The organism is Bacillus sp. 22483 (assembly GCF_052044605.1).
Taxonomy (GTDB): Bacteria; Bacillota; Bacilli; order Bacillales; family Bacillaceae; genus Bacillus; species Bacillus altitudinis.
This window is the reverse complement of the sequence record NZ_JBQENU010000001.1, coordinates 398,332-413,103: the sequence shown is the minus strand read 5'-3', so window position 1 is coordinate 413,103 and position 14,772 is coordinate 398,332. Positions and strand designations below refer to the sequence as shown.

General features: G+C 40.3%; 12 protein-coding genes. 8 read left to right on the top strand and 4 right to left on the bottom strand.

What is annotated here, in order from left to right:
• Positions 1 to 217: 217 nt before the first annotated feature.
• Positions 218 to 1,174 carry an LCP family protein gene (locus tag ACTJJQ_RS02120; protein WP_007499147.1) on the top strand — a complete coding sequence of 319 codons (957 nt, stop codon included), beginning with the start codon at positions 218 to 220 and terminating at the stop codon, positions 1,172 to 1,174.
• A gap of 34 nt (positions 1,175 to 1,208) precedes the next feature.
• Here ACTJJQ_RS02120 and ACTJJQ_RS02115 read toward each other — a convergent pair whose 3' ends face one another.
• The gene (locus tag ACTJJQ_RS02115; protein WP_159145573.1) at positions 1,209 to 1,643 is read right to left on the bottom strand and encodes an enoyl-CoA hydratase; all 435 of its coding nucleotides are present in this window, start codon (positions 1,641 to 1,643) and stop codon (positions 1,209 to 1,211) included.
• A gap of 85 nt (positions 1,644 to 1,728) precedes the next feature.
• On the bottom strand, positions 1,729 to 2,091 hold the full coding sequence (locus tag ACTJJQ_RS02110; protein WP_440599909.1) for a hypothetical protein: 363 nt from the start codon (positions 2,089 to 2,091) through the stop codon (positions 1,729 to 1,731).
• A 158-nt stretch (positions 2,092 to 2,249) separates the two neighbouring features.
• On the opposite strand from ACTJJQ_RS02110, the gene ACTJJQ_RS02105 reads away from it, so the two are divergent.
• Together ACTJJQ_RS02105 and lepB are read left to right on the top strand one after the other, a co-directional pair.
• Positions 2,250 to 2,867, top strand: a complete 618-nt coding sequence (locus ACTJJQ_RS02105; RefSeq protein ID WP_017360223.1) for a TVP38/TMEM64 family protein — start codon at positions 2,250 to 2,252, stop codon at positions 2,865 to 2,867.
• A complete protein-coding gene (lepB, locus tag ACTJJQ_RS02100) occupies positions 2,867 to 3,379 on the top strand; it encodes a signal peptidase I (protein ID WP_007499139.1) in 513 nt (170 codons plus the stop codon). The genes ACTJJQ_RS02105 and lepB overlap by 1 nt, the downstream gene beginning before the upstream one ends.
• A 239-nt stretch (positions 3,380 to 3,618) precedes the next feature.
• On the opposite strand, the gene ACTJJQ_RS02095 is transcribed toward lepB, so the two are convergent.
• Positions 3,619 to 4,761, bottom strand: a complete 1,143-nt coding sequence (locus tag ACTJJQ_RS02095; RefSeq protein ID WP_019743342.1) for an AbrB family transcriptional regulator — start codon at positions 4,759 to 4,761, stop codon at positions 3,619 to 3,621.
• Positions 4,762 to 5,037: 276 nt separating this feature from the next.
• Here ACTJJQ_RS02095 and ACTJJQ_RS02090 point away from each other — a divergent pair, with 276 nt between their 5' ends.
• The 3 genes from ACTJJQ_RS02090 to ACTJJQ_RS02080 are packed head-to-tail and all read left to right on the top strand — an operon-like array spanning position 5,038 to position 6,760.
• Positions 5,038 to 5,460 carry a BlaI/MecI/CopY family transcriptional regulator gene (locus tag ACTJJQ_RS02090; RefSeq protein ID WP_007499135.1) on the top strand — a complete coding sequence of 141 codons (423 nt, stop codon included), beginning with the start codon at positions 5,038 to 5,040 and terminating at the stop codon, positions 5,458 to 5,460.
• Positions 5,453 to 6,292, top strand: coding sequence for a M56 family metallopeptidase (locus ACTJJQ_RS02085; RefSeq protein WP_281201349.1), 840 nt, complete (start codon positions 5,453 to 5,455; stop codon positions 6,290 to 6,292). The genes ACTJJQ_RS02090 and ACTJJQ_RS02085 overlap by 8 nt, the downstream gene beginning before the upstream one ends.
• A gap of 57 nt (positions 6,293 to 6,349) precedes the next feature.
• Positions 6,350 to 6,760: a DoxX family protein gene (locus ACTJJQ_RS02080; RefSeq protein WP_073415055.1), complete on the top strand. Its 411-nt coding sequence runs from the start codon at positions 6,350 to 6,352 to the stop codon at positions 6,758 to 6,760.
• Between the two features lie 191 nt (positions 6,761 to 6,951).
• Here ACTJJQ_RS02080 and ACTJJQ_RS02075 read toward each other — a convergent pair whose 3' ends face one another.
• A complete protein-coding gene (locus tag ACTJJQ_RS02075; protein ID WP_007499129.1) occupies positions 6,952 to 7,398 on the bottom strand; it encodes a ferritin-like domain-containing protein in 447 nt (148 codons plus the stop codon).
• Between the two features lie 166 nt (positions 7,399 to 7,564).
• On the opposite strand from ACTJJQ_RS02075, the gene addB reads away from it, so the two are divergent.
• Together addB and addA are read left to right on the top strand one after the other, a co-directional pair.
• Entirely contained in the window at positions 7,565 to 11,074 is a 3,510-nt protein-coding gene (addB, locus tag ACTJJQ_RS02070; protein WP_440599908.1) for a helicase-exonuclease AddAB subunit AddB, read from the top strand.
• On the top strand, positions 11,052 to 14,756 hold the full coding sequence (addA, locus tag ACTJJQ_RS02065) for a helicase-exonuclease AddAB subunit AddA (protein WP_440599907.1): 3,705 nt from the start codon (positions 11,052 to 11,054) through the stop codon (positions 14,754 to 14,756). The genes addB and addA overlap by 23 nt, the downstream gene beginning before the upstream one ends.
• Positions 14,757 to 14,772: the final 16 nt, after the last annotated feature.

Below are 14,772 nucleotides of genomic sequence, written 5' to 3'. Positions count from 1 at the left end.
TCCTAGACTGCAAAGGTTTTCTATCACGCTGAAAAGAAGACAAAGGGCTAAAATCAAGTTCATTTTAGCCCTTTGTCAGCAATCTGAAGCTGCTCATTTTGAGCAGCTTTTTTATTGTGGATACATAAAAATATGTTGCATGCAGGAAACTTTCATCAAAATATGTTATAGTGGAACCTACATTGTGAGACTAAGATAGAGTGAGGGTTCGGAAAGGATGAAGGAGAAAACAAGATCAAAAAGAAGGCTAAGACCTTGGGTGAAAGTCGTGCTGTTTATCATGGCATTTGTCATGATCATGGCAGTATCTGTCACAGGATACGCATACTATAAAATTTCAAAAGCGTCGAATAAAGCGCAAGTATCTTTAGAAAGAGGAGAGACCTCGCAAAAGCGTGTGAAAGCTTTTGATCCAGGAAAAGATAGCTTTTCGGTGCTGCTCTTAGGGATTGACAGCCGTCCAGGTGAAACGGTAGACGAAGCAAGAAGTGATGCGGTCTTACTGGCGACGGTGAATCGAACAGACAAAACGATTAAGCTCCTAAGTATTCCTCGTGATTCTTATGTTGATATACCGGGGAGAGGATATGATAAAATTGCTCACGCCCATGCGTTTGGGAGTGCAGATTTATCAGTCAAAACGGTAGAGAATTTGTTAAACATCCCGGTAGACTATGTGATTGCAGGAAACTTTAAGGCGTTTCAAGACATTGTCGATGAGCTAAATGGAATTGACGTAACGATTGAAGATGAAGGCATTGCAAAACAAATGGAAAAGGATTCAAAAGGAAAAGTTCATGTGGAAACAGGCACGCATACGCTCAGTGGTGAAGAAGCATTAGCGTTTGTGAGAACGAGAAAGGCAGATAGTGATCTCATGCGCGGAAAGCGCCAAATGGAAGCACTTCAAGCCATCTTTGAAAAATCCAAATCCATTTCTTCCATACCGTCTTATGACAACATCATTGATACACTTGGGGATAACGTCTCCACCAATTTATCCATGAAACAGTTGATCGGTCTATTCCCTTTACTGAGTTCATTAAAATCAGTGGATACCATCCAGTTAAAAGGGCACGATTACCAGCCTGGGAATGTGTATTACTTTGAGTTAGATGGACCAGGATTAGAAGAAGTGAGACAAGAGCTGAGAAAACAGCTCGAATTATCATAATGGAGAAAGAGCCTGCCACTGTGGCAGGCTTTTTTTAATAATAGAGGGTTGCAGGCATCGTTGGGTACCACACACCATTTAAAGCAAGCGCCCAGCCATACACCTTTTGACCTGATTCAATCTTGTCCTTTACCGAAGTGAGCGCTTCGTATGAAAAGACTTGATAAGCCTGTCCGGTTTTTTTAGCGATAATGACCGATAGAATATTGTCATTGAATACACTTGGCTCTTCGTCCGTACTCGTCCAAGCAATTCGATTATAGTAATTCATGTTAAAAGGATTTTCGAGTGCTTTCACTTCAAACTTCACTCGTTTTCCAACGATAGAAACCGTTGTATAGGCTACACTTGTTATTTGTGCAGATGCTGCTGGGGCTTGTTTTCCTGTTTGCAGTGGTTCTAATGCCGAAACGGTACTTGGCACAAGTAATCCTGCTGCTAAGGTAAGTGCTGTTATTTTTTTGAACATGAGTTGGAACCTCCTAATTTTTGGTATAACAATCAATTCGCCAAAAACTAAAGAGTTCCTTCTGTAAATGTAAAATATAACCATATTATTTTCCTGAATGGAGAAAATAATGGGTGAGCATTTCCTCTACACGATGACGTATACGGGGATTAAAATATTTATGCTTTTCTTCATAGCCATTTATCAGAAATAAATATGTCGTAAATCCTTCATCGTGTTCAATTTGTTGTACGTTCATTTTTTCTTTACGTAACTGTTGTTTCAGTTGATAAAGGGCTTTTTGTGCTTCTTTTAATGAAGAGGTGACTAGCTGAATATATGGTTCATTTAGTTTGAATGTTTGATGTTTTTTAAGGTGCGTCAAATCACGATTGAGGATGGAGATGACCATTGGAAGAAAGATGGCTTGTTCCATCATCTGAAGTTGTACGTTTGATAATCTCGTCATGTCCATGCCTGCTTTCTTTATATATAGAACACTTGTTCTTATTTATTATATCGGATGAGTTGAAAAATCTCAAGGGGGGCTGAGAGGGATTCATTTGTATATTTTTATGTTTTCCATGTAAAATGAAAGATAGACAAACCTTGAAGGAGTCAAACAAGTTGCCATCATTTCTTGCTATATTTACTCATGAAAATATCACATCATTTTTTGAAAGCTACAAGGCTTTTGGACCCATTGTGGCTATATTACTCCCTTTAATAGAAGCATTTCTACCGTTTTTACCTCTCGTGGCATTTGCGGTGGCCAATGCAAATGCTTTTGGGCTATGGGAAGGCTTTTTATTGACCTGGATTGGTGCAAGTGCAGGTTCTATCCTTGTCTTTTTACTGATCAGAAAATTTGGACAGATGAGGATGTTGAACTTTATTAGCAGACACCCTTCTATTCAAAAGCTAATGCTTTGGGTTGAAAAGCGGGGATTTGGTCCGTTGTTTATTTTACTCTGCTTTCCTTTCACACCTTCTGCTGCCGTTAATGTCGTAGCAGGTCTATCAAGAATCAGCGTCTGGCAGTTCTCATTAGCTGCTTTATCAGGGAAGTGTGTCATGCTCTTTATTATTAGTTTTATCGGCTATGACATTTCTGCTTTAGTAAAGAATCCGTTAAGAAGTGTTTTTGCGGTTCTAGTCATTGCTTTATTATGGTATGTTGGAAAGAGAGTAGAAAATAGGTTGAATATTCGGATGAGTCAGCGTGAGGACAAAGGAGGCTCTTAATGAAAAAGAAGCCATTGCTATGGTTCATGATTATTACATGCATCGTCTTGTTGTTCCAAGTAAAGAATTTCATGTTTGTCACGTACAAAGTAGAAGGGGTTAGTATGGACCCGACATTTACAGATGGAACAGAATTATTAATTAACAAGTTCTCGCCAAAACTCACGAAAATTAGCCGGTTTGACTATGTGTTATTTCATGGCCCTAAAAATCAAATCTTGATCAAACGGGTCATTGGACTTCCAGGAGAAACAATTAAATATGAAGATGATCAACTGTTTGTTGATGGTGTAAAATGGAAAGAGCCGTATTTAAAAGAGCAGAAAAAACATAAAATGGGCAACGTCCTAACAGGTGATTTTCAGCTGAAAGCCATCACCGGTCGTCAGAACATACAAAACAATCATTACTTCGTGATCGGAGATAATCGAATACATAGCTTTGACAGCCGGCATTTTGGAACGATCTCAAAGGATCAAGTAGTCGGTGTAAAAAGGAATCATGATGAATAAAAAAGAGCCGCTCTGCTTATGCAAAGCGGCTCAGCGTGTAGACAAACCCTCGCATTCGTTGTCATGTCTGCGCTCCAGTGCTCACGAATGTCAAATTCGCTCCGCTCTGGTGCTCGACCTTCCTAGACTTCAAAGGTTTTCTATCACGCTGAAAAGAAGACAACGGGCTAAAATCAACATCATTTTAGCCCGTTGTCAGACAATCTGAAAGCCGCTCTGCTTATGCAAAGCGGCTCTTTTTATTTAGCGGTTTTATAATCAGTCTGTCTTTTTGCCCAGACATGATGTAAGAAACGAAAAAACGGTGGTAGCATGGCGATGACCAAAATAATTCTAACGACTTGTACAGCCACAACAAAGGTGGAATCCTCATGAAGTGTAACAGCTGTTGTTGCCATTTCTGCAATACCGCCAGGCGAAAAAGCAAGAATGGCCGTAATGACAGAAATACCTGTTATTTCTGCAATGGCAATTGAACTGAGAACGGTCGCGGCAATCAATCCGGCTGAGCTGACGACGGCCACAATCAAGGTATTTTTTAGCCCGACAAACATTTGTTTATTCATTTTTGACCCGATGGTTGCCCCTAGAAATACCTGTGACGCAATGTTCGCTTGGGCTGGCCAGTAAGGAATCAAATCATGACCTGTCAAGGCGCCTGCCCCTACTTGGAGAGCTGCTACACCTAACATACTGCCGATGAGCCAAGGGGCAGGAAAGTGAAGACGCACGGCTAGGCGTGACATCAGCCATGCCCCTAAAATGAGTGCAGCAGTCCAAGAAATGTTTGATATTGTGAAAACGCCTGATGAGAAGGCGCTGCCTTGGGCGACTACCGCATCTGATTGGCTTTTTGTATTTAAATAAAATACCGTAAATGGAATGGTCAGTACGACCATTAACACACGTATCGTTTGTACGAGACTCACTACAGCTGTATTTGCTCCAACCTCTTGGGCGATGCCCGGCATAGCGGAAAGACCGCCGGGGGCAGTGCCAACAAAGCTGGTCAGCATATCTGTTTTACTCAGCTTCCATAAGACAAACCCGGAGAGCATGGCTAATAAAATAGAAAAAACGAGCATGAAACTCACGGGAAGCCAATTTTCAGCGAAAATGTGAAGGACTTTCATGTTCATTTTTTGTCCTAGTTCGATTCCGAGAATGAATTGACCAAGGAGTAGCCATCTGCTGTGAATACGTAAGGTATTCTTTCCTTTACGCTGAAACAGGGCGGGACGGCGCAGGGCAATAAATGCAGCTGTCATTAATGTGCCAATCATCCAGCCGATAGACATCCCTGTTAGAGACAAAAGGAATCCACCTAAACCGCTTACCGCAATCAAAATGAGATCGGTTCGAAGGCTGTTTCCTTGCTTCATCACATATAAACCTTCTTCCTGTATATTTGTTCAGTAAGTGAAATGTTGTTATCTTCACTATAATACAAAAGTCTCTATAAATAAAATACGAATTTTTTTAGTATTTTCATAAGATTATCTTATGGTTAACTCTGTTAGAAAAAAGATTGTTTTTGATATAAATGACATATAATTTTTGCCAAAAACAAATACAATATACAACGATTTTCCCCTATTTTTGTTATCAGTTGACTATCATTTTCAATTACACTACACTACATAGTGTGAGGTGATGACATGAAAATTCCTTCTTTTAAATATAACGAAAAGGGATTGAACCGCTTTTTCGGTCCTTTAGAAGGAAGGATTATGGAGATCCTTTATCAAGGTGAGGATATGCCGATTAAAGAGGTACAGCAGAAGCTGTCAGATGAGAAGCCAATTAATTTCAACACGGTCATGACGGTACTCAATCGATTAACCGAAAAAGGAATTGTGGAAAAGAAAACAAAAGGGCGTTCATCTATCTATAACCCTGTTTTAACAAAAGAAGAATTTCTAAATGAGCAAACGAAATGGATTACTCAAGGACTGATGGATGATTTCGGCCCCCTTGCAGTCAATCATATGGTGGACGCAATTGAAAGTGCTGATCCTGAATTACTGAAGGTACTCGAAGCAAGGCTTGCATCCAAAAAAGAGGAGAAACGACATGATTAAAATGAAGTCGAGTCTGCTGTTTTTAGGCGGTATATTGATTGGCTTAGTGATCTTTTACCAGATGGGCTATTATGTACTCTCAAGCTTTTTTGGCTGGAATCAAGCATATAACCTGATCCATGTATGTCAATCTGTTCTCGAATTTTATGGATTCACTCCTTTAAAGTATTTTCTGGATGCGTTCGTCTTGTATACGCTTGGTTTTGCCGTTTTCTATATGACAAAGCAGATCAGAAAGTATCTTCATTTCAAAAGAAATATGATGATGGCAGTCGATCAACATTCAACGCAAAGTCTATCAGACAAGTATAGAAATGAGATCATTGTGTTTCATTGCCATGAACCGCTTGCTTTCGCAATGGGGATGCTTCGGCCAAAAGTGTATCTCTCAACAGCGCTTATAGACATGCTGGATGAAGGAGAAATCGATGCGGTTGTCTATCACGAATTACATCACAAATACAGCTACGACCCTTTAAAGACTTTCACTTTCTCTATGCTCACAAAAGTGATTTGGTACATTCCTGTGTTAAAGCATATGAGACAAAGTTACTCCGTTTTTCGTGAGGTCATTGCAGATGACTATGCCATTCAGCAGACAGGGACTGAGCTTGGAGTAGGGCAAGCCCTTTTGAAACTCATTAAAAATAGAACCCAGTTTCAAAAACAAACGAAATTTGCCGTGTCCTTTGGAGACCGAGCATTAAATTTAAGAATCCAAAAAATCTTAAACCCAACATACAACATACCTTTCAATGTACCACTTATCCCAATTGTGACATCAACCATCCTCATGGTGGTCTTAATGATTATGCTCAACTTAAATTACTAATTTTTTTTACGAATGAACATTACATGATGTAGTGTAAAAATAGGAGGAAATCACTATATGAAAACAAATCAAGAAATAGGAACACTTTTTGTACGCGTCATCTTAGGCATTATTTTCTTTTTACATGGACTTCAAGCATATCAAGGTGGACTAGGAGGCACTGCTGCATTTTTTGGTCAAATTGGTGTTCCTGAATTTATGGCCTATATTGTCAAAACAATTGAACTGGTTGGTGGAATTGCCCTGATTCTAGGTTTAGGCACACGTCTTTTCGCAGCTTTATTTGTGCCAATTATGGCTGTAGCCATTATCACAGTTGGTTTTTCAAGAGGATTTGTGGGCGGTTATGAATTTGAACTTTCTTTAATGGTCATGGCGCTTTACTTGACACTTAGTGGCAGCAAGATGCTATCGATTGATGGATTGTTAAAACAACAGCAGCAAAGCAATGAAGCAAAATTTCATTAAATAACAAAAAACTCCTTCTGCGATTTGTAGCAGAGGAGTTTTTTTATGGTCAAAAGGTCGTTTTATCATTAAAAAAGGAAAAGCGAAGAGGCGTTTTGATGATGACAGCCCTTTATTTCACATATTGAATGAGCAAAAAAGCAATTTCATTTTTTGACGGAACATACGATCTCCTATTAAAATAGGGTTATCTAAGAAACATGGTGCGTTAAAAGATATAGAAACCAGACAGCATGCTGCTGTTCATCTTGAGCAATACGCTTCATTAATTCCTTTGTTCCTTGATCACGGACATAGTCTGATACCGTTAAGTAAAAATCGACTGTTTTTTGTTCGTCTTTAAAGGCAAATAAGAGACCTTCCCTAAATTGGTCTGGACAAGGCTCTGTTATGCTTGGTTTGTGGTTTTTACCAGTCAAAGAATAGTATAGCTTTGTAAATAGCTGATAATGTCTGACTTCATCCTGACGTATTTCTTGAATGATTTTTTTCGCTTCAGGATTTTTTGCTTTTTGTGCAAGTTTTTCATAGCATTGGATCGCAGAATATTCGCCATTGATGGCCTTTTCAAGGTCTGCAATGATCCTTGTGTTTTGGCGCATGTCATATGGCGAGTAGTCATAATAACCGTAATACATGATATTGCCAGCCTCCTTTTAGATCATGATGGTTTATGATATGAAAAGAGTCGGGAAAGGTGCCTATTTTCTTTTCAATCGGAGGAGAAAGGGAAGGTGATAGGAAAATAGCTATTTACCTTTATTTTCGCTAGAATATGAGTACATAAGAAAGGTGTTGTGGAACGTGGAGATTCAGTTTTTAGCAGGCAGATCGGGGAGTGGAAAAACGACTGCAATTCTAGAAGAAATCAAAGAACAACTTCGGCTTGATCCGCTGGGTCCGCCAATCATTTTTTTAGTCCCGGATCAAATGACATTTTTAATGGAATATGAGCTTGCAAAAACATCTGAAGCTGGTGGAATGATCAGGGCCAAAGTCTTTAGTTTTACTCGGCTTGCCTGGTCTATATTACAGCAGACTGGCGGTGCGAACCGTCAATTTGTCACAAGCACAGGGATTCAAATGCTCTTAAGAAAAGTAATAGAAGAACAGAAAGACAAGTTTAAGGTATTCAAAAAGGCGAGTGATAAACCGGGATTTGTTGAGCAAATAGAAAAGACGATGGCTGAATTCAAAAGGTACTGTATGATGCCAGAGGATATTGAAAAAATCTCGGCATCCAGCATGCATTCAGAGTATACAGAAGAAAGACGTGCGGCGGAAAAATTGCATGATCTTCATGTTCTTTATCAGCAGATGGAGCAGCATCTGCAAGATGAGTATGTGCATTCAGAGGATTACTTGACACTTCTGGCTCAGCAAATTCCTTTATCAGAAGAATTGAGAGGGGCACACATTTATATAGATGGTTTTTATCAGTTTACCCCCCAACAGCTTCTTGTCATTGAACAGCTTTTGCTACATGCAGAAAAAATAACAGCTGCATTCACAGTGGATCGTTCCTATCATGACACGCAGCCAAATGAACTTGATTTATTTCGCATGACAGGTAAGACATATTCCCAGCTTTATCAGCTGGCCAAAGAGTGCGGAGCGGCTATTTCTGAGAACATTTTGGAGAGAAATAAGCGGCATCTTCATACCCAAGATCTAGCTTATTTAGAAAATCAATATGAACAGAGACCTTTGCAGCCGTATCAAGAAGAAACGCCTCACCTTACCGTATCGAAAAGTGCAAATAAACGAGCTGAAATTGAGGGAGTAGCGAGAGATATTCTTGATTTAGTAAGAGGGGAAGGTCTTAGGTTACGAGACATCTCAATTGTTGCAAGACATGTAGACGACTATAAAGATACGTTAAAAGAGGTGTTTCGAGATTACGATATTCCTTTCTTTATTGATGGAAATGAATCGATGCAGTATCATCCGCTCATTGAGTTCATTCGTTCGAGCCTCGATGTCATAAAAGGGAACTGGCGGTATGAGGCGGTGTTTCGCTGTGTGAAAACGGAGTTCTTATTTCCGCTTGAACTCGCCAAAAACAAAGTAAGAGAACAGGCAGATCAGCTTGAAAACTATTGTATTGCTTACGGTGTAAAAGGTGAACGCTGGACGAATGGTTCACGATTTCATTATCGCCGCTTCCAATCACTAGATGAAGATTTTGGACAAACCGATCAAGAAATAGAAATGGAGCAAATGCTGAATGATGTAAAAGAATGGATTGTTCCACCTCTCTTTCAATTGCAAAAAAGATTGAAAAAAGCGCAAAAGCTAAGAGACATGGTGGAGGCAGTGTATGTCTTTCTAGAAGAAGCCCAAGTGCCAGAAAAGCTTGAAAAGGCAAGGCTTGAGGCAGAAGAAGCAGGCAGGTTAGCTGAAGCGATGCAGCATGGGCAAGTATGGGATGCTGTCATTCAATTAATGGATGAATTTGTTGAAATGCTGGGCGAGGAGGAGCTCTCATTTCCATTATTTCAACAGATGATGGATACAGGACTGTCCTCTCTCAAGTTCGCTTTGATTCCCCCTTCACTTGACCAAGTCTTTATCGGAAGTATGGATTTATCCAGAATGTATCAAGTAAAGTGTACGTTTCTCATTGGAGTAAATGATGGGGTTATACCTGCGCGGCCCTCTGATGAAAGTGTATTGTCTGAGGACGACCGGGAATGGTTAAAACGTGCAGGAGCAGAGCTGGCAGAGACAGGGAAGGAACGGCTGCTGGATGAACAATTTTTGATTTATCAAGCGCTGTCCAGTCCATCGCACTACCTGTATGTATCCTATTCAGCTTCAGATACGGAAGGGCGATCTCTTTTGCCTTCGACCCTCATCAAGTATTGTGAGGAACTGATGCCAAACCATCAGCAAGCCCTCTATGTGTTAGATCCAGAGCAGTTGAATGATCAGGAGCAATTAAAATTTGTAACAAACGAGCATGTCTCGTTATCCTATACCGTTTCGCAGCTGCAACAATGGCTCAATCAATATCCGATCAGCGGCGTATGGTGGAGTGTATATAATCATTTGATGACCTCGTCCAACCGCGACGTATCAAAAAAAATCATGTCCAGCTTGTTCTTTACAAATAGAGCGAAACGTTTAAAGCCGAATGTCACAAAAGAACTTTACGGTGACCATATTCAGGGCAGTGTTTCAAGAATGGAGAAATTCAATGCATGTGCATTTTCTCATTTTGCTTCCCACGGGCTAAAACTAAAAGATCGACAATTTTACAAATTAGAAGCACCTGATATCGGCCAGCTCTTTCACTCGGCTTTAAAACTGATTTCAGATACGCTTGTTGAACAAAAAAAGGATTGGAAAAACTTAACGAAGGAAGATTGTGTGACCTACTCAAGGCATGCAATCGAACAGCTGGCTCCACGTCTGCAAAAAGAAATTTTATTAAGCTCTAATCGGCATGCTTATATAAAAGAAAAGCTCCAAAAAATCCTCATCAGGGTGTCTTCTATATTAAGCGAACATGCAAAAGTGAGCGGATTCTCTCCGGTTGGACTTGAGTTAGGTTTTGGAGGTCAAGGACCTCTGCCGCCGTTTACTTTTCAATTAAAAAACGGCTGCACGATGGAGCTTGTTGGAAGGATTGACCGAGTGGATAAAGCAGAAGGATCAAAAGGACTTCTTTTAAGAATTGTCGACTATAAGTCCAGTGAGAAGGGGCTTGATCTAGCAGAAGTTTACTACGGTTTAGCCTTGCAAATGCTCACTTATTTAGACCTGACCATTACGTATTCTAAAGAATGGCTTGGCATGGAAGCGACACCGGCAGGGATTTTATACTTCCATATTCATGACCCGCTGATTCAAGCGCCTATTCCGCTCGCAGAGGATGCAATTGAGCAGGAAATATTGAAGAAATTTAAAATGAAGGGTCTATTGCTCGAAGATGTGGAAGCAGTGAAGTTGATGGATCAAACACTCGAATCAGGAAGGTCACAAGTCATCCAAGCTGGTTTGAAAAAGGATGGTTCTTTCCGATCTGACTCTGCGGTATTAAGTGAAGATCATTTTCACATTCTCACTAAACACGTTCGGCGAACCTTTGAAGAGGCAGGAGAAAGAATTACAAGCGGTGAGGTAGAGATAAACCCATATAAATTAAAGGATCAGACCCCTTGCCGCTTTTGCTCTTTTAAGTCTATTTGCCAATTTGATGAATCAATAGAAGATAATGAATTTAGGGTGCTCACATCTGAGAAGGATGATGTCATGTTAGACCGGATCAAAAAAGAAGGGGATCAGTATGCAAATACCAAAACCGAATAACAGTACTTGGACAGATGACCAATGGAACGCCATCGTTTCAGAAGGACAAGATATTCTTGTTGCTGCGGCGGCAGGGTCAGGGAAAACAGCGGTCTTGGTTGAACGGCTGATTCGAAAAATGACTCGGCCGGAGCAGCCAGTTGATGTGGACAGGCTGCTCGTAGTGACTTTTACCAATGCTTCAGCAGCAGAAATGAAGCACCGGATCACTGAAGCACTTGAAAAAGAACTATCTAAAAACCCTGGATCACTTCATATGCGGAGACAGCTGTCACTTATGAATCGTGCCAATATTTCTACCTTGCACTCTTTTTGTTTGCAAGTTCTCCGTACCTTTTATTATGAGATTGACCTTGATCCAGGTTTTCGTTTGGCTGATCAAACAGAAGGAGAATTATTAGGAGATGAAGTGTTAGATGAACTGTTTGAGGATGAGTATAAGGCTGGAAAGCCGTCATTCTTTGAACTCGTTGATCGTTACACATCTGATCGGCATGATTTAGATCTTCAATGGCTTGTCAAAAGAATTTATGAGTTTTCTAGGTCACATCCAGCGCCCGAACAATGGATGCGGGCATTCCTTTCTCTTTATGATGTGGATACACAGACAAAGGTAGAAGAATTACCCTTTTATCCATATATCAAAGAGGACCTTTCTCTCGTTTTAAGAAGCTGTCAGGAACTGCTGGAACAAGCGCTCACTTTATCAAAAGAGCCGGGCGGTCCAGCACCGAGAGCAGAGAATTTCATAGATGATTTAGAGCAAGTAAATGAATTAATAAGGCATCAAGATGATTTTGAGACACTTTATAAGCTTTTGCCAAATATCAATTTTAAAAGGTTAAAGACTTGCAAAGGGGATGACTATGACCCGGCTCTGTTAGAAAAAGCAACAGATGCACGCAATCAAGCCAAAAAACAATTAGAAAAGCTAAAAGATGAATATTTTATGCGCAGTCCCGATCAGCATTTAAAAAGCTTGGCTGAAATGAAGCCAGTTGTAGAAACACTTGTAGAGCTTGTGATTCAATATGGAGAGCGTTTCGAAAGAGCAAAACAAGAAAAATCAATCGTAGACTTTTCGGATCTAGAACATTATTGTTTGCGCATTTTAGCGAAGCAGGACGCAGAAGGAAATCTCATTGAAACAGAAGCGGCTAAATACTATCAACAGCAATTTGAAGAAGTTCTCGTGGATGAATACCAGGATACAAACCTTGTCCAAGAAACGATTCTAAAGCTTGTGTCTAAAGGAAAACAACCGGCAGAAGGCAATCGCTTTATGGTTGGTGATGTGAAGCAGTCCATTTATCGCTTTAGACTTGCAGAGCCGATGCTCTTTTTAAATAAATATAAACAATTTAAAGCAGATAGCAAAGAAACAGGTAAAAGAATTGATCTAAATAAAAACTTCCGTAGCCGGGCTGATGTTTTAGACAGTACCAACTTTCTGTTCAAACAGCTGATGGGAGAAACAGTTGGAGAAATTGAATATGACGAACAAGCTGAATTAAAGCTTGGAGCGAGTTATCCGCAAAGCGAAGACACGACGACAGAAATGCTTCTTGTTCATTTAGATCAGCACGACACAGAAAGCGATGAAGAACGAGAAGAGCTAGAGACGGTACAATTTGAGGCGAGAGTGATTGCAAAGAAAATAAAAGAATTGGTAGAACAGCCTTTTCAAGTGTACGATGCAAAACAGCAGCTGACCCGCAACTTGCAGTATCGAGACATTGTGATCTTGCTTCGCTCAATGCCGTGGGCTCCGCAAATGATGGAAGAGTTGAAGAAGCAGGGAATCCCTGTTTATGCGAATCTTTCCTCAGGCTATTTTGAAGCGACAGAGGTATCTGTCATTCTTTCTTTGTTAAAAGTGATTGATAATCCATATCAAGATATTCCGCTCGCTGCTGTTTTAAGGTCACCTCTTGTTCATTTAGACGAAAATGAGATGGCACTGATTAGAACCAGTGATAAAAAAGGCACTTATTATGACGCTGTGAAGGCATTTATGAGTGTGACACATTCTGATCATCCGACATGCAGAAAGCTGGAGCGATTCTTCCTTCAATTACGCAAATGGCGTGATTTTTCGATTCAGCATTCGGTAGCAGAACTGATTTGGGAAGTGTACCGAGATACACAATATCTAGATTATGTCGGCGGGATGCCAGGAGGTAAGCAAAGACAGGCAAACCTTCGGGCTTTATATGATCGAGCGAAACAGTATGAAAAGGCTGCATTTAGAGGGCTGTTTCGATTTCTTCGATTTATTGAAAGAATGCAAGAGCGTGGAGATGATCTTGGAGCGGCAAAAACGTTCAGTGAAACAGAGGATGTTGTCCGCATGATGACCATTCATAGCAGTAAAGGACTCGAATTCCCTGTTGTATTTACTGCAGGACTTGGCAGAAACTTTAACATGATGGATTTAAACCAGTCCTATTTGCTCGATAAAGAATTAGGTTTTGGCAGCAAATATATTCATCCTGAGCTGAGAATTAGTTATGCAACATTACCGCTGATCGCGATGAAAAAAAAGATGAGAAAAGAGTTGTTATCTGAAGAACTGAGGGTTCTATATGTGGCGCTCACAAGGGCGAAGGAAAAATTATTTTTAGTCGGCTCTGTCAAAAATCAAGTGAAAGCTTTAAGTAAGTGGCAAAATGCCGCAAACGGAGACGACTGGCTTCTCCCTGATTTTGAACGTTATCAAGCGAGAACATACTTAGATTTTATTGGCCCTGCCCTTATCCGTCATCAAGCGATGTCTTCTCTTTTAGAAGAATCGAGAAAAGTCGTTCTCTCGCATCCATCATCATTTTCTATCACCTTTCATCAAGCGTCCGATCTTCTACAAGAAGACATGTCACTTGAAAAACAAAAACAAGACGAAGTGCTACAAGCATTAATGGAAGGTGTGCCTGTTCAAGGATATGGCGATTACGAGGAGGAAGTAAAAGAAAGACTTTCATGGCGTTATCCATATTTAGCGGCCTCCCAAGTAGGGACAAAGCAGTCAGTTTCCGAGATCAAAAGAATGAAAGAAATACAGGATGAATACAGTGTGCCTTCTTCCGTTCGAAAAGCTCGTGCGACACTGTACGAACGACCGGCTTTTATGAAGAAAAAAACACTCACAGCTGCAGAACAAGGGACGGCCATGCATACAGTCATGCAGCATATCCCTCTTCCTTCAAATGAACCATATGATGAATCTCGTGTAGAAGAGCTGCTCCATTCTTTAAAAGAGAAAGACTTACTAACAGATGAACAAATCCAGTCCATCAATCGAGAAGGAATTGTGGCCTTCTTTTCTACTGCTATTGGTCAAAAACTGCAGAAAGCGGACTGGGTGAAACGAGAAGTATCGTTTAGTATGGTTTTACCGGTTAAAGAGGTATACAGCCATATTGATGCAGAAGGTGAACCTGTGCTCATTCAAGGAATGATCGATTGTTTATTTGAAGCAGATGGCAAGCTCTATTTACTTGATTATAAAACAGATCGAGTGACTGGCAGATTCTCAAGTGGATTAGAGGAAGCTGAAGCGATGTTAAAAAAACGCTATGAAACGCAAATATCGTTATATACAGCAGCGGTAGAACGTTTAACAAACAGAACATTAGAGGAGAAAATCCTTTATTTCTTTGATGGAAATCTAGAAATTTCTTTATAGGTGGAATGAATGAGAG

Bases quoted from the DNA above. Each gene is read 5' to 3' on its own strand.
- ACTJJQ_RS02120 (WP_007499147.1), top strand. From the start codon at position 218: ATGAAGGAGAAAACAAGATCAAAAAGAAGGCTAAGACCTTGGGTGAAA.
- ACTJJQ_RS02115 (WP_159145573.1), bottom strand. From the start codon at position 1,643: ATGTTCAAAAAAATAACAGCACTTACCTTAGCAGCAGGATTACTTGTG.
- ACTJJQ_RS02110 (WP_440599909.1), bottom strand. From the start codon at position 2,091: ATGACGAGATTATCAAACGTACAACTTCAGATGATGGAACAAGCCATC.
- lepB (WP_007499139.1), top strand. From the start codon at position 2,867: ATGAAAAAGAAGCCATTGCTATGGTTCATGATTATTACATGCATCGTC.
- ACTJJQ_RS02095 (WP_019743342.1), bottom strand. From the start codon at position 4,761: ATGAAGCAAGGAAACAGCCTTCGAACCGATCTCATTTTGATTGCGGTA.
- ACTJJQ_RS02090 (WP_007499135.1), top strand. From the start codon at position 5,038: ATGAAAATTCCTTCTTTTAAATATAACGAAAAGGGATTGAACCGCTTT.
- ACTJJQ_RS02085 (WP_281201349.1), top strand. From the start codon at position 5,453: ATGATTAAAATGAAGTCGAGTCTGCTGTTTTTAGGCGGTATATTGATT.
- ACTJJQ_RS02080 (WP_073415055.1), top strand. From the start codon at position 6,350: ATGAAAACAAATCAAGAAATAGGAACACTTTTTGTACGCGTCATCTTA.
- ACTJJQ_RS02075 (WP_007499129.1), bottom strand. From the start codon at position 7,398: ATGTATTACGGTTATTATGACTACTCGCCATATGACATGCGCCAAAAC.
- addA (WP_440599907.1), top strand. From the start codon at position 11,052: ATGCAAATACCAAAACCGAATAACAGTACTTGGACAGATGACCAATGG.